At 65.7% G+C, this 23,032-nt stretch carries 27 protein-coding genes; 24 read left to right on the forward strand and 3 right to left on the reverse strand.

Annotation, left to right across the window (positions count from 1 at the left end; genetic code table 11):
* The first annotated feature begins 27 nt into the window (after positions 1-27).
* The 24 genes from G4D77_RS05270 to G4D77_RS05385 all read left to right on the forward strand — a co-directional run bounded on the left by G4D77_RS05270 (position 28) and on the right by G4D77_RS05385 (position 21,210).
* Positions 28-897, forward strand: a complete 870-nt coding sequence (locus G4D77_RS05270; protein ID WP_028690957.1) for a hypothetical protein — start codon at positions 28-30, stop codon at positions 895-897.
* Positions 898-1,057: 160 nt separating this feature from the next.
* Positions 1,058-1,657 carry a PFGI-1 class ICE element type IV pilus protein PilL2 gene (pilL2, locus tag G4D77_RS05275; protein WP_023103913.1) on the forward strand — a complete coding sequence of 200 codons (600 nt, stop codon included), beginning with the start codon at positions 1,058-1,060 and terminating at the stop codon, positions 1,655-1,657.
* Complete coding sequence (locus G4D77_RS05280; RefSeq protein ID WP_023103912.1) at positions 1,654-2,295, forward strand: hypothetical protein; 642 nt, start codon at positions 1,654-1,656, stop codon at positions 2,293-2,295. The genes pilL2 and G4D77_RS05280 overlap by 4 nt, the downstream gene beginning before the upstream one ends.
* 14 nt (positions 2,296-2,309) lie before the next feature.
* Positions 2,310-3,035, forward strand: coding sequence for a TIGR03759 family integrating conjugative element protein (locus G4D77_RS05285; protein ID WP_213757910.1), 726 nt, complete (start codon positions 2,310-2,312; stop codon positions 3,033-3,035).
* Complete coding sequence (locus tag G4D77_RS05290) at positions 3,017-3,622, forward strand: transglycosylase SLT domain-containing protein (protein WP_028690955.1); 606 nt, start codon at positions 3,017-3,019, stop codon at positions 3,620-3,622. The genes G4D77_RS05285 and G4D77_RS05290 overlap by 19 nt, the downstream gene beginning before the upstream one ends.
* The gene (locus tag G4D77_RS05295) at positions 3,619-4,158 is read left to right on the forward strand and encodes an integrating conjugative element protein (protein WP_017515759.1); all 540 of its coding nucleotides are present in this window, start codon (positions 3,619-3,621) and stop codon (positions 4,156-4,158) included. Before G4D77_RS05290 ends, G4D77_RS05295 begins: the two co-directional genes overlap by 4 nt.
* Before the next feature lie 4 nt (positions 4,159-4,162).
* Positions 4,163-6,352, forward strand: a complete 2,190-nt coding sequence (traD, locus tag G4D77_RS05300) for a type IV conjugative transfer system coupling protein TraD (RefSeq protein WP_023103909.1) — start codon at positions 4,163-4,165, stop codon at positions 6,350-6,352.
* Entirely contained in the window at positions 6,349-7,098 is a 750-nt protein-coding gene (locus G4D77_RS05305) for a TIGR03747 family integrating conjugative element membrane protein (protein ID WP_023103908.1), read from the forward strand. Before traD ends, G4D77_RS05305 begins: the two co-directional genes overlap by 4 nt.
* 98 nt (positions 7,099-7,196) lie before the next feature.
* Positions 7,197-7,580 (forward strand): integrative conjugative element protein, RAQPRD family, encoded by a 384-nt coding sequence (locus G4D77_RS05310; protein WP_023465080.1) that lies wholly within the window; start codon positions 7,197-7,199, stop codon positions 7,578-7,580.
* Positions 7,577-7,810, forward strand: a complete 234-nt coding sequence (locus G4D77_RS05315) for a TIGR03758 family integrating conjugative element protein (RefSeq protein ID WP_009459672.1) — start codon at positions 7,577-7,579, stop codon at positions 7,808-7,810. The genes G4D77_RS05310 and G4D77_RS05315 overlap by 4 nt, the downstream gene beginning before the upstream one ends.
* 16 nt (positions 7,811-7,826) lie before the next feature.
* The gene (locus G4D77_RS05320) at positions 7,827-8,186 is read left to right on the forward strand and encodes a TIGR03745 family integrating conjugative element membrane protein (RefSeq protein WP_023103906.1); all 360 of its coding nucleotides are present in this window, start codon (positions 7,827-7,829) and stop codon (positions 8,184-8,186) included.
* A gap of 12 nt (positions 8,187-8,198) precedes the next feature.
* On the forward strand, positions 8,199-8,597 hold the full coding sequence (locus G4D77_RS05325) for a TIGR03750 family conjugal transfer protein (protein WP_023103905.1): 399 nt from the start codon (positions 8,199-8,201) through the stop codon (positions 8,595-8,597).
* The gene (locus G4D77_RS05330) at positions 8,594-9,283 is read left to right on the forward strand and encodes a PFL_4703 family integrating conjugative element protein (RefSeq protein WP_023835765.1); all 690 of its coding nucleotides are present in this window, start codon (positions 8,594-8,596) and stop codon (positions 9,281-9,283) included. The genes G4D77_RS05325 and G4D77_RS05330 overlap by 4 nt, the downstream gene beginning before the upstream one ends.
* Positions 9,280-10,206, forward strand: a complete 927-nt coding sequence (locus tag G4D77_RS05335; RefSeq protein WP_128730091.1) for a TIGR03749 family integrating conjugative element protein — start codon at positions 9,280-9,282, stop codon at positions 10,204-10,206. The genes G4D77_RS05330 and G4D77_RS05335 overlap by 4 nt, the downstream gene beginning before the upstream one ends.
* Positions 10,196-11,626, forward strand: a complete 1,431-nt coding sequence (locus G4D77_RS05340) for a TIGR03752 family integrating conjugative element protein (RefSeq protein WP_023464783.1) — start codon at positions 10,196-10,198, stop codon at positions 11,624-11,626. Before G4D77_RS05335 ends, G4D77_RS05340 begins: the two co-directional genes overlap by 11 nt.
* Positions 11,607-12,047 (forward strand): TIGR03751 family conjugal transfer lipoprotein, encoded by a 441-nt coding sequence (locus G4D77_RS05345; protein WP_023103901.1) that lies wholly within the window; start codon positions 11,607-11,609, stop codon positions 12,045-12,047. Before G4D77_RS05340 ends, G4D77_RS05345 begins: the two co-directional genes overlap by 20 nt.
* Positions 12,047-14,914 (forward strand): conjugative transfer ATPase, encoded by a 2,868-nt coding sequence (locus G4D77_RS05350; protein WP_023103900.1) that lies wholly within the window; start codon positions 12,047-12,049, stop codon positions 14,912-14,914. Before G4D77_RS05345 ends, G4D77_RS05350 begins: the two co-directional genes overlap by 1 nt.
* Positions 14,915-14,927: 13 nt before the next feature.
* Positions 14,928-15,692, forward strand: coding sequence for a DsbA family protein (locus G4D77_RS05355; protein ID WP_023103899.1), 765 nt, complete (start codon positions 14,928-14,930; stop codon positions 15,690-15,692).
* Positions 15,693-15,870: 178 nt separating this feature from the next.
* Positions 15,871-16,365 (forward strand): RadC family protein, encoded by a 495-nt coding sequence (gene radC, locus G4D77_RS05360; RefSeq protein WP_023103898.1) that lies wholly within the window; start codon positions 15,871-15,873, stop codon positions 16,363-16,365.
* Between the two features lie 161 nt (positions 16,366-16,526).
* A complete protein-coding gene (locus G4D77_RS05365; protein WP_017514119.1) occupies positions 16,527-16,973 on the forward strand; it encodes a TIGR03757 family integrating conjugative element protein in 447 nt (148 codons plus the stop codon).
* Positions 16,970-17,917 (forward strand): TIGR03756 family integrating conjugative element protein, encoded by a 948-nt coding sequence (locus G4D77_RS05370; RefSeq protein ID WP_023103897.1) that lies wholly within the window; start codon positions 16,970-16,972, stop codon positions 17,915-17,917. Before G4D77_RS05365 ends, G4D77_RS05370 begins: the two co-directional genes overlap by 4 nt.
* Positions 17,918-17,926: 9 nt before the next feature.
* Positions 17,927-19,321 carry an integrating conjugative element protein gene (locus tag G4D77_RS05375; protein WP_128730093.1) on the forward strand — a complete coding sequence of 465 codons (1,395 nt, stop codon included), beginning with the start codon at positions 17,927-17,929 and terminating at the stop codon, positions 19,319-19,321.
* The gene (locus G4D77_RS05380; RefSeq protein ID WP_017516006.1) at positions 19,318-19,674 is read left to right on the forward strand and encodes a hypothetical protein; all 357 of its coding nucleotides are present in this window, start codon (positions 19,318-19,320) and stop codon (positions 19,672-19,674) included. The genes G4D77_RS05375 and G4D77_RS05380 overlap by 4 nt, the downstream gene beginning before the upstream one ends.
* Positions 19,675-19,689: 15 nt before the next feature.
* Positions 19,690-21,210, forward strand: coding sequence for a conjugal transfer protein TraG N-terminal domain-containing protein (locus G4D77_RS05385; RefSeq protein WP_023103895.1), 1,521 nt, complete (start codon positions 19,690-19,692; stop codon positions 21,208-21,210).
* A gap of 11 nt (positions 21,211-21,221) precedes the next feature.
* Here the strand turns inward: G4D77_RS05385 and G4D77_RS05390 are convergent, their stop codons facing one another.
* The 3 genes from G4D77_RS05390 to G4D77_RS05400 form a co-directional block, all read right to left on the reverse strand.
* Entirely contained in the window at positions 21,222-21,587 is a 366-nt protein-coding gene (locus G4D77_RS05390; protein ID WP_028690953.1) for a DUF3742 family protein, read from the reverse strand.
* Between the two features lie 84 nt (positions 21,588-21,671).
* Positions 21,672-22,304 (reverse strand): RES family NAD+ phosphorylase, encoded by a 633-nt coding sequence (locus tag G4D77_RS05395; protein ID WP_028690952.1) that lies wholly within the window; start codon positions 22,302-22,304, stop codon positions 21,672-21,674.
* 12 nt (positions 22,305-22,316) lie between these two features.
* On the reverse strand, positions 22,317-22,943 hold the full coding sequence (locus G4D77_RS05400) for a hypothetical protein (RefSeq protein ID WP_023657212.1): 627 nt from the start codon (positions 22,941-22,943) through the stop codon (positions 22,317-22,319).
* Between the last annotated feature and the right edge of the window lie 89 nt (positions 22,944-23,032).

A 23,032-nucleotide genomic window follows, 5' to 3' on the forward strand; every position in this document is an offset into this window, starting at 1 on the left:
CGCTTTTTCGATCCCAAGGAGATTTCCATGAACACCAATACCCAAGCAACGACCAAAGTCGTCAGTGCTCGCCTCACGCTGGACGTGACTTACCTGCTCAACGGCGAGGCCGAATCGGAAATGCTGGCACGGCTGCGCAGCATGTGCGAATACGCCATCGATGAGGGTCTGCTGACCGGCGAGACCGCCGCGGAAGTGGATAAGTGGTCGATCGATGTGTCCGAGCAGCCCTCGGAAGCTGAGAGTGACACCCTGGTAACCGAGATCGCCTCCTTCATGCGGCAGCGCATCGAAGACGGCAATCTGAACGCTGAAGACATCCCCGTGCGCCTGGCGCGCTACGGCCTGATGGCTCCCGAGGCATTCGCCGACGAGATGCGCGAGCGCATGGGTATGGCCGACGAAGAACCCGAGAGTCAGGCTGTCATCCCTCCGACCGAGCCTGCTGAAGGCGGCGAGATCGAGATGCAAGTCGCTGTCGCCTGCGTCGATGCTTCCGGCACCCCCAACATGCCGGTCTTCAAGGTCAGAACCACCCAGGAGGAATACGACCAGGGTGCTCACTACCACAAAGCCAAGGATCTGGCCGAAGAAGCCCGGTACGAAGGGCCGTTCGTCTGCTTCGACGCTGCCGAATATGGCCCCATCCTGTCGGCCGCCCGCGAACTGGGTCTTGTCCCGCAGGTCGTCGTGGTCGATATGACCGACGGCCAGATCCACTCCATCCGCTGCGACACCGGCGAGATCAAAGTCGTCTGCTACGACACCAGCGATACCGACGAGTACTCGGTGGCGATGGCGGACCGGCCGCTCGGCGAGAACGGCCAACTCGTGCGCTGCTGGGCGCATGCCCAACTGGCACAGGTCGATCCTGGCCTGAAGCTGGCTCGGGGTTGATTCGGCAGGGTCCGACCTGCGCTCTCATTGGCCCCTTCGGGGGCCTTTTTCTTTGGAGGGAGGCTGTCGGAAAATCGGACGGGGCGTGATTCGCATTGTTTGCTGCCGCGCACGACCCCAGCGGCGATGGTGAGGGCTCGATGTTTCAGGACGCCGAGCTATGTGCCCCTCTCCACCCTGGTTTCACCATCCCGAACGCCGCCTGCTGACGGGATTTCTCGGCCTGCTTTGGTCGGTACTGGCTGGCGGCTGCGCGACAACGACTGCGCCGCACGCACCCGATGCCTTCGAGGAAGTCTCGATCGCGCCCGAACCCGAAGCGCCCGAGTACATCCCCGTTGTGCGCTATGGGCGCTACACGTTGGTCGAGCTGGCCCCCACGGCGGCGCAGCGCGACCTGCTGTTGCAGACCATCGATGTTTCGATGCCGGCGGATGCCCGCGTCACGGTCGGCGATGGGCTGCGGCACGTGCTCAAGCGCAGCGGCTACAGCCTGTGTCAAACGGCACATGCCGTGATCGAGTTGTATGCGCTGCCGCTGCCGGCGGCGCACCTGCATCTCGGTCCCATGACCTTGCGCGACGCGCTGATCACCCTAGCTGGTCCGGCCTGGGAACTGCACGCGGATGACCGCGCACGACAAATTTGCTTCGAGCGGCCCGGCGACAGCATGGCCGTCGAATCCATGCCTGAACCGGCCGCCGCCGATGCGGTGCAGACCTTCCCACTGATGCCCTCCATTCCAGGCGGCCAGCCATGAACACTCCCCAATCTTCGCGGCGCCCGGCTGCCGCCGTGGTGGCGCAAAGCCTGCTCTGGCTCTGGCTGCTCGGTCTCAGCGTCATCGTGGCCCTCGGCTACCAGGCGATGAGCGACCAGGCCGACGAGGAACGGCTCGACTCCCGTTTGCAACGCCTCGAAGCGCAGGCGGTGGCCTTGGCCGAGACCATCGGAACCATCCAGCAGCGTCCGCAGGTCGCAACGGCGGCGGACCTCAAAGACACCCGCCAAATCCTGGAAGCACGCGCTTCCCAAGTTGAGAAGACATTGAGCAGCTACGCAGCAGCCGACGACCTTCAGGCGCTGCGCGCGGAGATCGAGCAGATCAAGACGCGTCAGACCGCCGCGCGTGCAGCAACACCCGCCCAGCCGCGCACATCGAGCAAGCCCGCCGCCAAGCCTGAACCGCCGCCACTGCCGTTCCGCATCGTCGGCGCCGAACTGCGCGCCGGCCAGCTCAGTGTGTCCGTCGCGCCGAGCAGCGGGGACTTCACGCCCGACCAGCTTCAGGTGCTGTTGCCCGGTGATGCGGTCGGTCCATGGCGCTTGCAGGCAATCGATGGCAGCGCTGCGGTGTTCCAAGCCGGCGAACAGATCCGTCGCGTGGCGATTCCCTGATCGGAGCACACGACATGAAGCCGTCGATCATCCTTTCCGCACTCCTACTGGCTTCAGTCCAGTGGCCCGCGTGGGCGCAACAGCCAGCCACAGCTCCAGCCCGCAATGCGCAGAGCCAGGAGCGCCCGCTGGCCGCCCGCGTCCTGGACGACCGAGTAGCAAGCAACTGGGGGCTCCAACCCCAGGAATGGGCGCGTTACCGCGAGCTGATGGATGGGCCGCTGGGCATCTACTCGCCAAACCTGGACCCGCTGTCTGCCCTAGGCATCGAGGCACGCACCGACGATGAACGGCGGCGCTATGCAGAGCTGCAGGTGCAAGTCGAGGCACGCCGCGTCGAGAAGCTGCTCGCCTACCAACGTGCCTACGACGAAGCCTGGCAGCGCCTGAACCCCGGCATGCAGCGCGTGAACCTGCCCGACGACGGGCCGGGCACCGGCACCGCGCGCGGCAGCGGTCGCATGGCGGTGTTCGTCAAGGACGGCTGCGCGGCCTGTGGGCAGCTCGTGCAGCGGCTGCAATCCTCGGGTGCCGAGTTCGACCTGTATATGGTGGGCAGCCGCCAGGACGACGCACGCATCCGCGACTGGGCCAAGCGCGCGCAGATCGACCCGGCGCGCGTGCGCAGCGGCAGCATTACCCTCAACCACGACGGCGGCCGCTGGCTGTCGCTGGGCCTGCCCGGTGACTTGCCCGCGGCTGTGCGCGAGGTGAACGGCCAATGGCAGCGCCAGCCGTAGCGGCCACCTCCTTCTCGCAGCTCTTGTGCGCACTGGTGCTCGCTACCGGCCTGTGCGCCTGCGCCGTCCATGCCCAGGAGATTCCGCCACCTGCCTACCAGCTCGCCGCCCAGCAGGCGGGCATCCCCTCGACCGTGCTCTACGCCGTGGCCTTGCAGGAGAGCGGCGTTCGACGCAACGGGCGCATCGTGCCGTGGCCGTGGTCCCTCAATGTCGCCGGCCAGTCGCGCCGCTTCGCCACGCGCGCCGACGCCTGCTCGGGCTTGCAACAGGCAATGCGTACCACGCCCCACACGCGCATCGATGCAGGCCTGGTCCAGATCAACCTCGGCTACCACAAGCATCGCTTCACCAGCGCGTGCGACCTGCTGGACCCGTATCGAAACCTCGCCATCGCCGCTGAAATCCTGAACGAGCAGCACACGTCCGGCGAAGACTGGCTGCTCGCGATCGGCCGCTACCACCGTCCTGCGGGCGGCGAGCCCGCCGCCCGCTACCGGCGCAGCGTGTCGCGCCATCTCGCGCGTGTGCAGGGCGCACATCCAAACGCCGCGGTGCTCGCCGCGCGCCAGGAGACTTCCCCATGACGAAATCCCATCTGGCCCTGCGGGGCCTGCTTGTGCTGCTGGCAGGTCTGCCGCTGGCATCGCGTGCCGGCGATCCGCTGATCGTGGTCGAAGATCGCGGTGGCACGTCGGCGCTGCCGTACTACGAGGCCCTCAACCTCCAGGCGCGCGCCGATGTCCCGGGCCGGCCGCCCATTCCGACGCCACAGGTTCCCGCCACACCCGCGGACGAGGCAGCGATGCTGCCGGTGCGTAGCGCCAAGCTCACGCCCGGCACCGTCGCGCGGCGCGTGATCGAAGCGCCCGGCCTGCGGCCGTTCGTGGTCATCGGCGACGACGACGCCTCCCGGGCCTGGCTGCAGCGCCGCGGCGTTGCTTTGCGCGAACGCGGCGCGGTCGGCCTCGTGGTCAATGTCGAGACCGCGCAGGGCCTGGCACGGCTGCGTGCCCTGGTGCCGGGCGTGCCGCTCGCGCCCGTAGCCGGAGACGACCTGGCCGATCGCCTGGGGCTGCGGCACTACCCGGCGCTGATCACGGCCACCGGCATCGAGCAATGAAGCCATGTCGGGGAAACAGCCGGTCGAGGTTCTGCTACGCCCAGCGGTGGAGCTATACACCGTCGCGGCGTGTGCAGGCGCCGCGTTTCTGTGCCTGGTGGCCCCATGGTCGCTCGCGCTGAGCCCGTCGATGGGCGTCGGCAGCGCGCTGGCTTTCGGCGCTTACGGCGCGATCCGCTATCGCGATGCCCGCGTGATCCTGCGCTACCGACGCAACATCCGCCGCCTGTCGCGCTACGTGATGACGAGCAAGGACGTGCCCGTCAGCCAGCAGCGGCTTTTCATCGGGCGCGGGTTCCTGTGGGAACAAAAACACACCCATAGGCTGATGCAGACGTACCGGCCGGAGTTCCGCCGATACGTCGAGCCGACGCCTGCCTACCGGCTGGCACGGCGACTGGAGGAGCGGCTGGAGTTCGCGCCGTTCCCGCTATCCCGGCTGTCCGCGCTCACGGGCTGGGATGCTCCTTTCAACCCGGTGCGTCCGCTGCCGCCTGTGGGCGGCCTGCCACGCCTGCACGGCATCGAACCGGACGAGGTGGACGTCAGCCTTCCGCTCGGCGAGCGTGTCGGGCACTCGCTGGTGCTGGGCACCACGCGCGTGGGCAAGACGCGACTGGCCGAGTTGTTCGTGACCCAGGACATCCGCCGCAAGAGCGCTGCCGGCGAGCACGAAGTCGTGATCGTCATCGACCCCAAAGGGGATGCGGACCTCTTGAAGCGCATGTATGTCGAGGCCAAGCGCGCGGGCCGTGAAGGCGAGTTTTACATCTTCCACTTGGGCTGGCCGGAGATCAGCGCCCGCTACAACGCGGTGGGCCGATTCGGTCGCATCTCGGAAGTCGCCACCCGTATCGCAGGGCAACTCTCCGGTGAAGGCAATAGCGCGGCCTTCAGGGAGTTCGCGTGGCGCTTCGTCAACATCATTGCTCGTGCCCTGGTGGAACTGGGACAGCGCCCGGACTACATGCTGATCCAGCGGCACGTCATCAACATCGACGCGCTGTTTATCGAGTACGCCCAGCACTACTTCGCCAAGACCGAGCCCAAGGCCTGGGAGGTGATCGTCCAGATCGAGGCCAAGCTCAACGAGAAGAACATCCCGCGCAACATGATCGGGCGCGAGAAGCGCGTGGTTGCGCTGGAGCAGTATCTCTCCCAGGCGCGCAACTACGACCCGGTGCTCGACGGACTGCGCTCGGCAGTTCGGTACGACAAGACCTACTTCGACAAGATCGTCGCGTCATTGCTGCCGTTGTTGGAAAAGCTAACCAGCGGCAAGATCGCGCAGCTCCTGGCACCGAACTATTCCGACCTGGCCGACCCGCGCCCGATCTTCGATTGGATGCAAGTCATCAGGAAGCGCGCCATCGTCTATGTGGGACTGGACGCGCTGTCCGACGCCGAGGTTGCCGCAGCGGTCGGCAACTCCATGTTCTCCGACCTGGTTTCGGTCGCGGGCCATATCTACAAGCACGGAATCGACGATGGCCTGCCAGACGCCTCGGCTGGCGCGCGCGTACCGATCAACGTCCATGCGGATGAATTCAATGAACTCATGGGTGACGAATTCGTGCCGCTTATCAACAAAGGCGGCGGCGCCGGGCTGCAAGTCACCGCGTACACGCAGACCCTCTCGGACATCGAGGCCCGCATCGGCAATCGCGCGAAAGCTGGCCAGGTGATCGGCAACTTCAACAACCTGTTCATGCTGCGCGTGCGCGAGACTGCCACTGCCGAACTGCTGACGCGGCAGTTGCCGAAGGTCGAGGTCTATACCACTACCATCGTCTCCGGGGCAACCGACAGTTCGGACATCCGCGGCGCGACGGATTTCACGTCGAACACCCAGGACCGCATCAGCATGTCCAGCGTGCCGATGATCGAGCCATCGCACGTAGTCGGCCTGCCAAAAGGCCAATGCTTCGCGCTGCTGCAGGGCGGCCAGCTTTGGAAGGTTCGCATGCCGCTGCCGCTACCAGACCCGGATGAAGTGATGCCGACGGACCTGCAACAACTGGCAGGGTACATGCGCCAGAGCTACAGCGAGGCTACGCAGTGGTGGGAGTTCACCAGTTCCCCGGCCTTGCAGGATGCGGCCTTGCCCGATGACCTGCTGGATGATGCTGCTCCAGCCGAGCCTGCTGCGGTGGCCACCGACACCGACCACAGTGGCGACGAGGCCGCGCCGTGAAGGACGCCGCCTCGACCGCGCAGCGGGAGCAGAATCAGCGCCAGGGCCTGATCGTCGGCACCATCACCTTGCCGTTTCGCTTGCTTGGAGTGCTGATCGGCTCGCTGCTGTTCTCGATCGTGGTGGAGTGCGTCGGCATGCACCTGTTCTGGAAGGACCAGGGCTGGCGCCATTCCCAGCAGATGTTGCAGTACGAGCTTGGGCATCTGTCCAACCACTTCACGCGCAGCGTGGTCGTGCAGGAGCCGGGGCGCACGGCGCACGAGTTGGTGGATACAGGCTACGAATGGGTGTTTGTTCGCTCCGGGCTGCTGGCGCGCATGAGCCAGACCGCCGAGCGCGTCCGCGCGCCCAGCCACGAGCAGGCGCGCAACTTCCGCTACTACATCAGCCAAGCCTATGTCTGGGCCGAGAGCTACCTGATCGCCGCGGCCTTCACGACGCTGACCTTCCTAGTGCGCCTGCTGGTCCTGGTGCTCACGCTGCCACTGATCTTCACGGCTGCTTTCGTCGGTCTGATTGACGGTCTGGTGCGACGTGACGTGCGCAGGTTCGGCGCGGGCCGCGAATCCGGGTTCATCTACCACCGCGCGAAAGCCAGCCTTATGCCCCTGGCCGTGCTGCCATGGATCACGTACCTGGCACTGCCGATCTCGGTGCATCCATTGCTGATCCTGTTGCCGAGCGCCGCCTTGCTGGGACTGGCCGTGAGCCTGACTGCGGGCAGCTTCAAGAAGTACCTCTAGCCGATCAATCCGGTCATCCGCAGGTTCCTATTGTTTGCGGCCTGAAACAGCCCTGATCTCCACGATCTAGCCATTGCTGATCACACAGGAATGGCGCGATGTTGGCTCCGATCTGGCTGCGCGCCGCGCATCGCGGCGTGCCCACTTTTCTCGTGACGGCCCTTGTGTTGGGCCAGTCCTCGATGGCCTTGGCCGAGTCCCCAGCGCAGCGTCAGGAGCTGGTCGCAGCGCTGCGCCAACTCGACGCGCTGGAGCGCACGGTCGCCGACAGCGCCGCGCATGCCCCCATCCAGCCGGGCGAGCGCTACCACTTCGACTACCCGAGGCTGCTGGCTGACCTGGCGCGCGTGCGCGCCGGCATCCAGGCCCATCTCACACCGTCGCGCGCCCAGCCGCGCGACCCGTCCGAATTGGCCGGCGACTACCGCACGGAGCGGGTCGTCCCGCCATCACCGCCGACGACCGCGGAGGGCAAGCCATGAACGGCGCCCAGGTCTCGGCATTTCAAGCCAACAGCGGCATCGCACCTTCAGCGATGGCGACCGTCCTGGTCGGCGTCGTGTTCGCGGTCCTGCTCGTCTGGGGCGTCTGGGCCATGCGAACGGCCTACGTGGGGTGGTCCGAGAGCCGCCTCAACCAGCGCCAGTTCCTCGGCGTCTGCATCCGATTCGTCGCGATGTACCTCGTCCTGACTTTCTTCCTCCTCTCCTGACCTGAAAGGCATGACCATGCAAAACCGCATCCTCAATTCCCGTCTTGCCCAGCGCGCCGCCGTGGCCCTGGGCGCCGCTGCGCTGCCCGTGCTGTCGTTCGCGCAGGGTCTGCCGCAATTGGAGAACCCGACCCGCGGCACGGGCAACGGCATCATGGAAACGATCCGCAACTACGGCTACGACATCATCATGCTCGTAGCCCTGCTGGTGGTGGCGTCGATGTTCATCGGCGTGTGCTACCACGCTTACGGGACCTACGCGGAAATCCACACAGGCCGCAAGACGTGGGGCCAGTTCGGCCTCACGGTCGCCATCGGCGCCGTCCTGCTCGTGATCGGCATCTGGCTGCTCACCGAAGCCACCGGCATCCTGTAAGGCGAGGCCGGTATGTCTGAGCAGCAGCACGTCCGTGCGGACGGGACCGTGACGTTCCTTCCGCACCGGCTCAACCGCCACCCCGTTGTCGTGCGCGGCCTCACCGCCGACGAGCTGTGGATCTGCTGCGGCTTGTCCGGCGCCGCCGGCCTGCTGGTCGGCGCGCCGCTGTCGTGGGTGTTCCGCACGATCGCGCTAGCTCCCACGTTCGTCGTCCTGGGCGTGGCCTTGGGCGTGTTCATCGGCGGCGGCATTCTTCGCCGCCTCAAACGCGGGCGTCCCGACACCTGGCTGTATCGGCAACTGCAATGGCGCATTGCGACACGTCATCCACTGATGGCGGGTTGGGTGGGCGGCCATGTGCTGATCTCGCGTTCCGGCTTCTGGACCACCCGAAGGAGCGCGCGATGAGCCGCTTCAAGAACGAGATCACCCACCTGCAGGCGCACATCAAGACGCTTCGCCTGGGGGCTGGCGCCCTGGTCATCGTCGCCCTGGTCATGGGTGGCGGCTGGTGGAGCGCTCCGCGCGATCTGACCATCCACGTTCCGCCTGACCTGCGCTCCGGCAGTACCAGGAAGTGGTGGGAAGTGCCGCCCGAATCGGTCTATGCGTTCACGTTCTACGTGTTCCAGACGCTCAACCGCTGGCCGACGAATGGCGAAGAGGACTACGCGCGCAACCTCCACACGCTCTCGCCGTATCTCACCCCGTCCTGCCAGGCCTTCCTTCGCGCGGACTACGACTACCGCCGCAGCACGGGCGAGCTGCGCCAGCGCGTGCGCGGGATTTATGAAATCCCCGGCCGCGGCTACGGCGACGACCCTACGGCGCGCGTGCGCGTGGTCTCCGACCGCGACTGGGTGGTGACGCTGGACATCACCGCCGACGAGTACTACGGCGCCGAGCAAGTCAAGCGCGCTCTGGTGCGCTATCCAGTGAAGGTCACGCGGGTGGACGTCGATCCTGCCCGCAACCCGTTCGGCCTGGCGCTCGACTGCTATGAGGGCGCGCCCCAGCGCATCAGCACGCCGGAGCCAACGCGCCCGGCGTCTGGCGGCCTGTCTCCGCAAGCGCCCCAAGGAGAAACCCCATGAAGCATCCTGTACTCACGCTGCTGGGGCTGTTGGCCGTGGCCGCCGCTCCTGCTGTCCAGGCAGTGGAGATCCTGCGCTGGGAACGTATGCCGTTGGCGGTGCCGCTGAAGGTCGGCCACGAGCGCATCGTGTTCATCGACCGCAACGTCCGCGTGGGCGTACCTGCGGGCGTCGGCGAGCGCCTACGGGTGCAGAGCGCGGGCGGCGCGGTGTACCTGCGTGCTAGTGAGCCGATCGAGCCCACGCGGCTGCAATTGCAGGACGCCGACACGGGCGCGCTGATCCTGCTGGACATTGCGGCGGAGCCAGCCAAGGACGGCGAAGCCGAGCTGGAACCAGTGCGCATCGTCGAGGGCAACAGCACCCCGGCGCGCTATGGCGATCAGCCCGGCGATGACAACGAAGCTCCGGCGCGCGCCCAGGACCAGGCCGGCGCGCGAGCGGCGCGACGCGAGACCCCGGTGTCGGTTGTCCTGACGCGCTTTGCCGCACAGAACCTCTACGCGCCGCTACGCACCGTGGAGCCGCTGCCGAGCGTCATGCGGGTGAACCTGCGCCGTGACCTCGACCTCGGCACGCTGATGCCGACGCTGCCCGTGCGCGCGGTCGCGCTCGCGTCATGGTGTCTGGAAGACCAGTGGGTGACCGCCGTGCGCCTGACCAACAGCAGCAGCGGCTGGATCACCCTGGACCCGCGCGTGCTGCAAGGCGATTTCCTCACCGCCACCTTCCAACACGAGGCGCTTGGCCCGCGCGGGACGCCCGAGGACACGACCGTTCTGTACCTGGTGACGCGCGGGCGTGGCCTTGCGCAATCGCTGCTACCAGCGGTCAACCGCTTCGACCCGGCCGTGCATCTCCCGCAACCGGAAGCCGGTTCCCAGGATGGCACCGACCGCAAGGAGGTCCGCCATGCGCAGTAATGGACTCCTGAAGTGGCTGATGATCCCGGTTGCCGTGCTGGTGCTGTTCGTCGCCATCCGGCTGTTCTCGGGAGGCAGCACTTCGGCACCACCGACCGCGGATGCCGGCGCCAAGCTCACGCCAGCGGAAATGAAGGCGCTGGGCATCGAGGGCGATACCCCGCGCGACACCGTGGCGACGCTCGTTGCCCAAGTGAAGCAGTTGCGCACCGAGCTTCAGACCGCGCTCTCGGACAACAAATCCCAGCGCGAAGAAAACCAGCGACTGCGCCAGCGCGAGAACTCCATTGACCAGCGCATCAATTCGGCCCTCGACTCCGAGCGCACCAACCTGCGTCGCGACCAAGAGCAGGCAGCCAGCGCGCGTCAGCAGACCGAAGGGCTGCTGGCCGACCTGCAACGGCGCCTGGACAGTATCGGCGGACGTGGCGGCGGCCATGCCGACCTGCCGGTGGGTCTGGGGCTGCGTGACGGCGACGAGGCCGGCATGGAAGGCGGCGTGCGCTGGGTCGAACCCGACGATGCGAGGAAAGCCGAGGGGCGCAACAGCAGTCGTGGCACGGGTAGCGGCATGAGCTTCCCGACGAGCTTCGGCCCCGCGCAGAGCACGTTGGAAACCACGGCGGAAACCGTGGCGAACGCGGGCGCACGCGCCGCAGGCGTGAAGAGCGCCAAGGCGGTCTATACCGTACCGACCAATTCGACGCTGATGGGGTCGGTGGCGATGACGGCGCTGATCGGCCGCGTGCCGATCGACGGAACCGTCAACGATCCGTACCCCTTCAAGGTGTTGGTCGGACAGGACAACCTGACCGCCAATGGCATCGACATTCCCGACGTGGCCGGTGCCGTGTTCAGCGGCACCGCATCGGGCGACTGGACGCTCTCGTGCGTGCGCGGCCAGGTACGCAGCATCACCTTCGTCTTCCACGACGGCACGATCCGCACCATCCCCGAAGACCGCGACGGCAACCAGCAAAACAACCAGCAGCAGAACTCTCAAAGTGGAGGCCTGGGCTGGATCAGCGACCCATACGGCATTCCCTGCGTCAGCGGGGAGCGGCGCAGCAACGCCCAGCAGTACCTTGGCTCGCAAGCCCTGATTACCGCCGCCGGTGCCGGCGTCGCCTCGCTGATCGACAGCGACAGCGGCCAGATGTCCTACGTCGGCGCCGACGGCTCCATCGGCAGCGTCGGTATCTCGGGCAATGAAGCCGTGGGCCGCATCCTGGCCGGTGGCGTGCGCGACATGGCCGACTGGGTGAACAAGCTGTACGGCCAGGCGTTCGCCGCTGTCTATGTCCAGCCCGGCGCGAAGGTCGCCGTCCACCTCGAAAAGCCGCTCGCCATCGACTTCGATCCCGAAGGCCGCAAGGTCGATCACCGCGCAGGAGAAAGCCATGCTCTCGAACTTGAATAAGGCCCTGGCGCTGGCCCTCGCCGTCGCGGTGCTCGGCGGCTGTGCCACCAGCAAGGAAAAGCTGCTCCCCCACGGCGACAGCACGATGATGGACATCTGGCAGCAGAACGCCGGTGACGGGGGTGGTGGCGCCGGCCAGGTGGCGCGCAGGCAATTGCTCGATGCACGCCAGAGCCTGCGCCGGACGCTGACCGAGGCCGACGTGGAGGCCGCGCCCACCGAGCAGATGCGCTACACGCGCACGGCGCGCAACGAGGTCTATCGCCAGTTCCACCGCCTGCCGAACCCCGATCTTGTCATGTATGTGTACCCGCACCTGGCGGGCACCGATCCCGTGCCGGTTCCGGGCTACACGACGGTCTTTCCCCTGTACCAGCGTGTGCAGTACGCCATGCCGGGCGAGCGCGTGGAGGACTACTGATGCGCTGGAAACTCCCCTGGCCGAAGCTGGCTGCATCCGATGGTGGCAATGACGAGCAGCCGGACGGCTGGCAGCGCCACGTCGAGGCGTTGCGCCAGGCCGGCATTGCCGAACCCGGAGCGACGGTCCAGGGCCGCAGGCCGGCGACCGTGGCGGACGAGCAGGCGATGTACGACGTTGCGCAGTCATTCGCGGAGCTGCTGCCGTGGGTGGAGTTCCTGCCGCCGTCGAAGTCCATGCTGCTGGAGGACGGGCAATCGGTCGCGGCCTTCTACGAACTGGTCCCGCTAGGCACCGAAGGTCGGGAACCGGGCTGGCTCGCTCATGCCCGCGATGCGCTCGAAAACGCGCTCCAGGACTCGTTCGATGAGCTGGATGAGAACCCGTGGGTGCTCCAGCTCTATGCACAGGACGAGCCCAGCTTCGACCAGTACATGCAGACGCTACGCGACTACGTGCAGCCGCGCGCCCGCAGCACGGCCTTCACCGAGTTCTACCTCCGCTTCTTTGGCCACCACCTGCGCGCGGTGGCCAAGCCCGGCGGACTGTTCGAGGATACGGTGGTCACGCGGTTGCGCTGGCGCGGCCAGACGCGGCGCGTGCGCATGGTGGTCTATCGCCGGGCCGCCGGGCAGGCGAACCGCCGCGGCCAGACACCCGAGCAAATGCTGAACATCGTCTGCGATCGCCTCTGCGGCGGCTTGGCGAACGCCGGCATCCAGGCCCGGCGCATGGTCGCGGCCGATGTTCACGACTGGCTGCTGCGTTGGTTCAACCCACGCCCCACGATGCTCGGGCCCGGCGCTGAGGAGCGAGAGCGCTTCTATGCGCTGGCCCGCTATCCCGACGAGGTGGAGGAAGGTGAGATTGAGCTGGCGAGTGGTCGGGACTTCAGTCAACGGCTGTTCTTCGGTCAGCCTCGCTCCGATGCCGAGCACGGCACCTGGTACTTTGACGGTATGCCGCATCGCGTACTGGTCACCGACCGGCTACGCATGCCGCCCGGTACGGGGCACCTGACCGGCGAAACCCGCAAGGGGGACGCTATCAACACGCTTTTCGATCAGATGCCCGAAGACACCACGATGTGTCTGACCATGGTGGCGACGCCCCAGGACATCCTCGAATCGCACCTGAATCACCTGGCGAAGAAGGCTGTCGGCGAAACACTGGCATCGGAACAAACGCTCAAGGATGTGCAGGAGGCACGCTCGCTCATCGGCAGCGCGCACAAGCTCTACCGCGGCACGCTGGCCTTCTATCTGCGCGGACGCGATGAAGCCGAACTTGACAGGCGCGGTCTGGATCTCGCCAACGTGATGCTCAACGCGGGGTTGCAGCCTGTGCGCGAGGACGATGAAGTCGCGCCGCTCAACAGCTACCTGCGCTGGCTACCGTGCTGCTACAACCCTGCGCAAGATCGACGGAACTGGTTCACCCAACTGATGTTCGCCCAGCATGTGGCGAATCTCTCGCCGGCGTGGGGTCGCAGCCAGGGTACGGGTCATCCGGGCAACACGTTCTTCAACCGCGGCGGCGGGCCGATCACGTTTGATCCACTGAACCGCTTGGACAGGCAGATGAACGCCCATCTGTTCCTGTTCGGCCCCACCGGCTCGGGCAAGAGCGCAACGCTCAACAACCTCTTGAACCAGGTCACGGCCATCTACCGGCCGCGGCTGTTCATCGTGGAAGCCGGCAACAGCTTTGGCTTGTTCAGCGACTTCGCAAAGCGCCTGGGTCTGACCGTGAACCGGGTCAAGCTGGCTCCTGGCTCGGGCATCAGCCTGGCGCCGTTCGCCGACGCTCGCCGGCTGATCGAAACGCCCAGCAACGTGCAGACGCTTGATGCCGATGCACTGGATGAAGAATTGCCAGCCGATTCCTCGGTCATGGAGGAGGACGAGCAGCGCGACGTGCTGGGTGAACTGGAGATCACGGCACGGCTGATGATCACAGGCGGCGAGGACAAGGAAGAAGCCCGGATGACGCGGGCCGATCGCTCGCTGATCCGCCAGTGCATCCTCGATGCCGCCGAGCACTGCGTGGCCGAGAAACGCACGGTGCTCACGCGCGACGTGCGCAACGCGCTGCGCACGCGCGGCCAGGACCCGACGCTGCCCGAGATGCGGCGCGTGCGGCTGCTGGAGATGGCGGACGCGATGGACATGTTCTGCCAAGGCACGGACGGCGAGATGTTCGATCGCGATGGCACGCCGTGGCCCGAGGCCGACATCACGCTGGTGGATCTCGCGACCTATGCCCGGGAGGGCTACAACGCGCAGCTCTCCATCGCCTACATCAGCCTGATCAGCACGGTGAACAACATCGCCGAGCGCGACCAGTACCTGGGCCGTCCGATCATCAATGTGACCGACGAAGGCCACATCATCACGAAGAACCCGCTGCTTGCGCCCTACGTTGTAAAAATTACAAAAATGTGGCGCAAGCTAGGGGCCTGGTTCTGGCTGGCTACACAAAATATCGACGATCTGCCGCGTGCCGCGGAGCCCATGCTCAACATGATTGAGTGGTGGATCTGCCTGTCGATGCCGCCCGATGAGGTCGAGAAGATTGCACGCTTCCGCGAACTCTCGCCCGCGCAGAAAGCGCTGATGCTCTCGGCGCGCAAAGAAGCGGGCAAGTTCACCGAGGGCGTCATCCTTTCCAAGAGCATGGAAGTGCTGTTCCGCGCCGTGCCGCCCAGCCTGTACTTGGCGTTGGCGCAGACCGAACCCGAAGAGAAGGCCGAGCGCTACCAGCTCATGCAGCACTACGGCTGCACCGAACTGGAAGCGGCCTTCAAGGTGGCCGAGAAGATCGACCAGGCGCGCGGCATCGAGTCGCCGGCCTTGGAACTGTCGTAAGACGGAGAACGCCATGGAACAGAAACGTCCTTCCATTCCGATGCAGGTCCAGGCGTTCCGCCGCCGCAACGGGCGGCCCCGCTGGCCCTGGGCATTGGCTGCTGTGCTGGTCGCGCTGCTGCTGATCTGGCTTGTGTCAAGGTCGCCCGGCGAATCCCCGCCGCAGCCGCCCACGCCGGTCAGCATGGCACCGGTGGCCGGGCCGCCCTGGCTAATGGGCAACCCCAAAGGCCGTTTCACGCTGACGCTCTATGCCGACCTGGAGTGCCCGTTCTGCCGGGAGTATTTCCCGCAGCTCAAGCGGTGGATCGGCAACAACACCGACGTGGCGCTGCAATGGCACCACCAGCCGCTGGCCGAGCACGAGCCGGCCGCGTCAGCCGAGGCACGCCTAGTGGAATGCGCTGCCGAAGCAGGTGGGCATGTCGCGTTCTGGCAGGCGATCGAATGGGTCTATGCCCACACGCGCAGCGACGGCCAGGGCTTGCCCGATGGCTTGCGGTACCCCGAATCGACGCCAGCCAGCGAGCAGTGCATGGCAAGCGAAAGGCCCAGTGCGGCTATCCGCGCCCAGGCTGCGGAAGCCACCAAGAGCGGCGTAACCGCCACGCCGTCGCTGCGCCTGCTCGATCGCCAAACGGGCCAGGCCATCCTGCTGCAGGGGCCGATCGAGGGCGATGCCTTGCTGTCAGCCATGGACATGCTGGCGGCTGAGGGTCCGACCAGCACACCCACATCCGAAATGCCTGCCGACGTCGTCGGCGACATGCCCAGGTAGCCCCGGTCTTCAAGGCTACGGCGCAGTCCTCTGCGCTGACCGCGACTCGTTCGCCTTGCATCCTGGCCGCGAACGGTCACCGCAATCGCGGTGATGGATGCATCTTTTCATTCTCATCCCCAGGAGGGCTTGCCCTCGGGGGCGCGCGCCCTCCGATCTCACCGTCTGGAGGTTCGCCATGTCTTTCGCCATCAATGACTCCTGTGTGGAGTCGCTTTCCGCCGTAGCTGCCCAGCACGAAGACTGGATCATCCAGCAGGCCATCGTGCTGCTGGAAAAACGGATCTTCAAAGCTGGACCATGCCTCAGCCAGCCGGCCGCCGTGCGGGACTATCTGCGCGTGAAACTGGTCGCTGAACCCAACGAGATATTCGCCGCTGTGTTCCTGGATAGCATGCACCAGGTGCTGGCCTACGAGCCATTGTTCAGGGGCACGATCAACTCGACTTCTGTTTATCCACGTGTCGTCGTACAGCGTGTGCTGGAGTTGAACGCCGCCGCGGTGATCTTCGCGCACCAGCACCCCTCGGGCATCTCCGAGCCGTCGAGCGCGGATCGTGTGCTGACCCAGCAACTGCAGGCCGCGCTGGCGCTCATCGATGTACGGGTACTGGATCACATCATCGTAGGCCAAGGTTCCCCGTTCTCCTTTGCGGAGTCAGGCCTGCTGTAACGGTCGCATTGCTTCATTGATCCTCGCGGAGGCTTCGGCCTCCGTTTTTTTATGGCCCGGGACAAGCAGGTATGCGGGCAGCCCGCGATGCGCATTGTTTGTTGGGGTGGCATCGGGTTCGCGTTTGACTATGGCCCTGATCAACTTTCGGGGCACGCGACATGCCGGCATCCTTTTCCACGTTCGCGTCGGGCTGGCGAACCCTTGGTCTCGTCGTGGCGCTGCCGGCGTCCCTGGCCGTGTTCAGCCCCGTCACCTTCGCAGCCGACGTACTGGTCGTCACCGACAGCCACCACCCGGTCAAGACCATGGGCGGCGAGCGGCTGATCGAGCTGGACGAAGCCCGCCGGATTGAAGCGGAGCTTTCTGCGGAACTGCCCGCCGCCCCCGAACAGGCGGCGGCCACCGTCAAGCGTCGGCTGAACCAAGGCGGCGCCGACCTACAGCGCCGCATCGCTTCCGCATACCAGGGCGTCACCGACGCATGGAGCCTGGGCATCACCAGCATCCCGGCTGTCGTGGTGGATCAGCGCTACGTGGTCTATGGCGAGCCGGATGTGGCCCGCGCTGTCGCGCGCATCGAGCAGCGTCGGAGGACCCAGCCATGACGAGGCCATTCGACCTTATGCGCCGCATGCGGGCTGGCGTGGCTTCCTTGCTGCTGCTCAGCGCCACGGGTAGCTACGCCTTGAACACCACCGCCATCGTTGCCTCGGTGGCCTCGCCCGATTGCTTGGAGTACCGGGTGGTGGGTATCTGCTACTGGCTCTACTGCACCTGGGGAGGCTGCACGGTGCGCACCTCTGTCAAGGTGCGCCACTACATCCCCGATGCGGTCGTCTCCAGCTACAGCAACACGGGCGAGAACCCGTGGGTCGAAGTCCGGGCGATGAGTACGGCCAACCCGTCCGCCCAAGCGGGCGGCGATGGAACGACGAACGAGGATCACGAAAACAATCTCGCGAAATTCAAGAACGCCGACGTGATCGGCCATCCCGGCGTCGAGGTGTTCAACCAGTTTGTTTCGTCCTCGGGCTACTTCTGCGAGGGCGCGGGAACGGCATTCATGCCGTATCTGCTCAGCACCTTGGACACGCTTGCCTGGCGCTACAACGTGCCCGAGATGGCCTACCCGGAGGCATTGATTCCCGGCATGCGCGAGGTCGGCGCACGCACCACGATGAACCTTTGGGGCAACGTGTATCCCCGCGGCGGCTTCCTGCACCAGACCGACGACCACAAATCGGGAGCCGTGGTGGCCCAGCGTGCGGGCGATGTCGTCACGCGCCGCGGGCAGTTGCACGTGTACCAGCCGCTGCTTGCCAATGCCCGCGATGGCTACTGGCCCGCCAGCGCGCTGATGGAGGGTGATGCCTCGACTGGCAAGTGGCAGGAACTCACGCCCGTCCTGTCCTCGTCCTGCACGGTTTTCCCACGCACCGGCTTCCTGACTCAGGCCCAGCAAGGCGACTACGCCTGGGCGCTGTGGCGGCCGTATGCCTGCTGCGAACGCCGTGGACAGGTGTTCCTTGGCAGCGTTGATTTCCTTTGAGGTGCCGCGATGAAGCGTTCCGACTCTATGCAGTTCTCCCCACCGGCTCGTGGCAAGAGGATCTGTTTGGCGCTTACCGGCGCGTTGGTTCTGGCAAGCGGCGTGGCCTGGGGCCAACTGGGCTACCAGACCAGCGGCAACGTCATCGGCGATGACGTCATGTACTCCATCGGCGGCGGCAGCGCCGTTTCGATGGGCCGCGCAGCCGGCATGCGCTCGCTCGGCGTGGGTGTCGGCTGGAACAGCAATCTGATCTGCGGCGACATGAGCATCCAGACCACGTTGAAGAATCAACTCAACGGTGTCACCAATGGCTTTCAGCAGATCATGTCCTCGGTGATCCAGAGTGCTACGAGTGCTGTGGCGTCCCTGCCGGCGTTGATCATCCAGCGTGCAGATCCAGGCCTCTACAACCTGCTCACCAACGGCGTTCTGCAAGCGCGGCTGGATTTCGACCGCTCGAAGCTGACGTGCCGCGCCATGGCCGAAAAGATGGCCGAAACGGCTGGCGGCCAACTCGGCTGGAGCCAGATGGCAGAGGGGTTGGCGCTGCGTGACGCTGTTTCGAGCACGGATGCCGTCTCGGCCATCGAGCAGGCCGAGACGCGCCGTGGCAACGATGGCGTGCCCTGGGTCGGGGGAAGCAATGCCGGCGGCTCCGGTCAGCCCGCGATCAAGGTGGTCGGTGACGTCACCCGCGCGGGCTACAACCTGGTCAATGGCCGCGGGGTGACCGACACGTCGGCAATCGCTCCGGCCAGTTGCACGAGCCTGTCGTGCCAAACCTGGACCACGCCGCAGGCGGCCATCGAGTGGGCAACACGGGTGCTCGGCGAGAAGGAGCAGCGCACCTGCGACGCCTGCACCAAGACGGAGACGGTGCCCGGCGTCGGGCTGACGCCCCTGATCCAGGAGGAGTACGACGCCAAGCTGCAGGCGCTCCAGGACCTGGTCTCCAAGGCGAAGAACACGACGCCCGAAAACCTGCGGGAGGCCGGCAGCGCGTCGCTGCCCATCACGCGCGGCGTGGTCGAGGCACTGCGCGACGAACCGGACCAGCACCTGCTGTCGCAGCGCCTGGCGTCCGAGGTTGCGCTGGCGTCGGTGCTGGAGAAGGCGCTACTGCTGCAACGCACGCTGCTGACCGGCAAGAAGGAGCCCAACGTGGCGGCCAACCAGCTCGCCGTGGAGGCGGTGAACCACGAGAGCGACACGCTCGATCGCGAGATTCGCAACCTTAAGACCGAGCTGGAGCTGCGCCGGGAGCTGGCGAACAACTCGCCCATGGCGATCATCCAGCGCCACAGCACGCGCGCGGCGGGCTCGCGTGGCATCTACGAAGGCGATCCGGTGCCTGACCGCCTCGATCAGTTGCAGAAGGGCAATCCGGGAGGCCGGCCATGAGCCTGATGCGTGCGGCCTGGCTGCGCCCGCGCTGGCTGTTCAACCGGCGCGCAGCGAAGGCGCTGCTGTGGACGATGGTACTCGCGGCCGTCGCCGTGGGTGCCAACATCGTTGGCATCTACCTCGTCGGAAGTGTCGCGGGCTGGGAGCGTTGGCTGGCGGCAGCAGCGGGCTACTTCCTGGTCTGGCGGCTGTGCCTGTATGGCGCGACGGCCTACGGCTGGGTCTGGATGCGTCGCCGGCTGCTTGCGCGTGAGGACGACGCGCAAGCGCGGCGCCGCCTGGTACGCAGCGAGATCGCCGGCGTCGTTGCCATCGTGGCGCTTGAAGCCAGCCTGTTGATGCAGGGCTGAGGGGAGGTCCGAGCCATGACGCTTTTCACAACCGACTACCTGGAGTACTACCTGACCTTGGTGTCCTGGATCGTCAACAACGGCATCTGGGCGGTACTGGTATCCAGCGGGGTATTCGCACTGCCCTTCGTGGCGATCATCGTGCAGGAATGGCTTAAGGCCCGTGCGGAAGGTGCCGACGAAGGCAACAAGGGCGTGCTCTCGGCCGCACGCATCGAGAACCGGGTGTTCGTCGCCATCGTGGTGGTGATGTTCGCCGGCATCCCCTTCATCGACGTGGACCTCAACACAATTCAGTACGACAGCTCGCGCTCGGCCCAGTGCCAGGTCAACGTGCCGCAGCCCACGGATACCGGCTGGTCCCAGTCCTTCAGCACCATCAACAACCAGAGTGCCAAGGTGCCGGTCTGGTGGGCCTTCATGCACGCGCTCTCGCGCGCCGTCACCAGCGCCTCGGTGGCGGCAATCCCGTGCGGGACAGACCTGCGACAGATGCGCATGGAGATCGACGCTACCCGCATCAATGACCCGGTTCTGGCTCAGGAAGTGGCCGATTTCACACACGACTGCTACGGACCTGCACGCGCTAAATTGTTCATGGCGCGGCCGGAGCTGGACGAAGCTCAAATGAACGACGTGACCTGGATCGGTTCGAGGTTTTTCACGGATACCGGCGGCTACTACGACAGCTACCGTTCCAGCACGGCGCGCGAGTCATGGCCCTATGACGACACCCGCGACGCAGGGCTTGCGCAGGTGGCCAGTGGCGGCGGCTACCCGACCTGCAGGCAGTGGTGGGCCGATGGCAGCAACGGCCTGCGGGCACGGCTGCTGGGCCAGGTGGACCCCAGCCTGTTGAATCGCTTGGCGGGCTGGGCCGGGTTCCTGAGCCGTACCGAGGTGGACGATTCGGTGGTCCGTACCATCGCGTCACCGCGACAGCAGAAGCTCAACCAGGGTTCGGTCTATACCGACTACGGCGGCCAGATCGACAAGACCCTGCCGAACATCGTGACGCGGGCCACGGGGGATGTAGGAATGGCGGTCGGGGCACTTGCCGCATTTCCCGCCATGGACGTGGTGCGCCAGGCGCTGCCCATGGTGCTTGCCTTGCTCAAGATGGCACTGGTCATCTGCATCCCGCTCGTACTGGTCGTCGGAACCTATGACCTGAAGACGGTCGTCACCGTCAGCGTCGTGCAGTTCGCGCTGTTCTTCACCGATTTCTGGTTCCAACTCGCACGCTGGATCGACAGCACCATCCTCGATGCGCTCTATGGGTGGGGCTTCGGCTGGAACCGGCCACACACTAACTTCGATCCGCTGGTGGGGTTGAACAATGCCTTTGGCGACCTGCTCCTGATGTTCGTCATGGGCACGATGTTCCTGGTCTTGCCGGGCTTTTGGCTTGCGAGCCTTACCTGGGTTGGGATTCGGGCCGGGCACGTCATCCAGGGGCTTTCAGATGGCAGCAAGAGCGCCGGCCAAGCAGGCGGTAAGGGCGCTGGGGCCCTTACCGGAGGTAAGCTGAAGTAGCGCGGTGCCGATCAGTCGTCGGTGTACAACTCGTGCGACGTATCGTTGTACAGATTGGGATCGTAGCCGGGTGTCTTGCGCAGTTCGGTGAGGTCGGTGAACGGCCACTCGTCTTCTTCCGATGTATTGGCAGCCGCCGCCCATCCCGCCACCACGACTCCCAGCAACACGAGTGCGAACCAGAAGGCGGCGTAGAGCAGCGCGCCCAGCACAGCCAGCTTGACCACCCACAGCAGCACTGTGGCACCAACCGAAGGCACCCCTTTGGCCACCAACCAATTCGATACCCGCCGTTCGCCACGCGCATAGACGCGCCATCCCCGGCCAAAGGTACGGCCGAGGCGTTCTGCGGTACTGGTGCGGGTCGTCGTGTTCATGGTCGTCTCCTGCTACTGAGGAATGCCTATTCCTGTTTGCTCCACTTCATTCCGTTTCGGGCTTCAATGTGTTTTCTTGCTGCTTCAGGACGCTTCGTCATCCGGTTCCACCGGGCCGGGGTCGGGCTCCACGCCGATGCGGTAGGTGGCAACGAAACGCGGCCAGTCCACATGGTCAACCAGGTCGATGTCCTCGACAACGCTGACCTTCGTTCCCGCACGCTCGAACAGGGCGATGCTCGCGGCGGGATAGTTGTTGCGCGACGGATAGAGCACCCCGTCGAACAGCGGCTGGCCGTCGTCGCCGACCATCGCATGCACCTGGGCGGACACCTGCTGCGTGTGCGTGTAGTCGCGGCTCGCCAACTGCTCCAGATTCAGGCCGAAGTAGCCCGCCATGACGCCCGGCGCCGTGAGGTCGGCCAGGAGCACGTCGTCCAGCACGCCCACGGCGCGGACCATCCGGGCGTGGACCTCCTTCAGGGCGATGGAGCGCTTCGTGTCTTCAAGCCACTGGTGCTTGTGAAACACCGACTCCATCAGCGCCGTGGGCAGGTCGCGCCCCAGGTAGAGCACGCCGTAGGCCCCCGCCGGGTCATCGTAGCGATTCGTGCTGCTGCGACCATAGTACAGCGGGCTGCCCCGATAGACGACGCGGCTCACATGCTGGAGCAGTTCACCGGCATCGATCAGGAACGAAGGCAGCTCGTGGCTCATGGCGATCTCGCTTCAATGCACCTGGACGCCCAGCACGTTGAACACGGCCTCGGCCACGTCATCGATCGTGCCATGCGTCACCGCATCCACCGGCGAGCGCCCACCCAAGCCTTCGAGCGGTTCGGACAGTGCGCGGTAGATCGTCCAGTGATCGATACCCTCGACCTCCTGAAGCACGGTTTGGGTCAACTGCTGTTTCACCGGGTCGAGCTGCCAGTCGGGCAGCTTCTGACCGCGCGGCCCCACGTTCAGCGCCAGCAGCCGACGCGCGAGGATGTCCTTGTAGATCTGCTGGCGCGACTTGTCCGCCAGCTTGGCGAACTCCGCGGGCGGCAGGTTGTGCGGCTGGTTGAAGGTTTCCAGCAGCACGGCGCGGCCTCGCTGGACGTCGGTTTCATTCGGTGCCCAGCGCGTGTCGGCGCGCAGCGCGGCCGCCTTGCGTGCAAGGGCCTGCCCAACGGTCTCCCCCTCCAAGTTGGCGGGCAGTGTCACCGCTTCCACACGCTCGTGGACGAACGCCTGCAACTCGGCCGCGAAAGCCGTGGCATCCCGGATTTCGACGGTATCCGCGAAGCGGCGTACATCTTCCACCGTGACGCGCGGCAGACGGTCGGCAATGAATTCAATGGCAGTGGGCATGGTCATCTCCCGAGTAGGTTTGGGACAGGATTCACTCTAGTCGCCTTTGTCGCGTTTGTCAACTTAGTCGCCTGAATGAGAACAACCTA

The sequence above is a fragment of the Delftia sp. WY8 genome (assembly GCF_018437695.1).
Classification (GTDB): Bacteria; Pseudomonadota; Gammaproteobacteria; order Burkholderiales; family Burkholderiaceae_C; genus Comamonas; species Comamonas tsuruhatensis.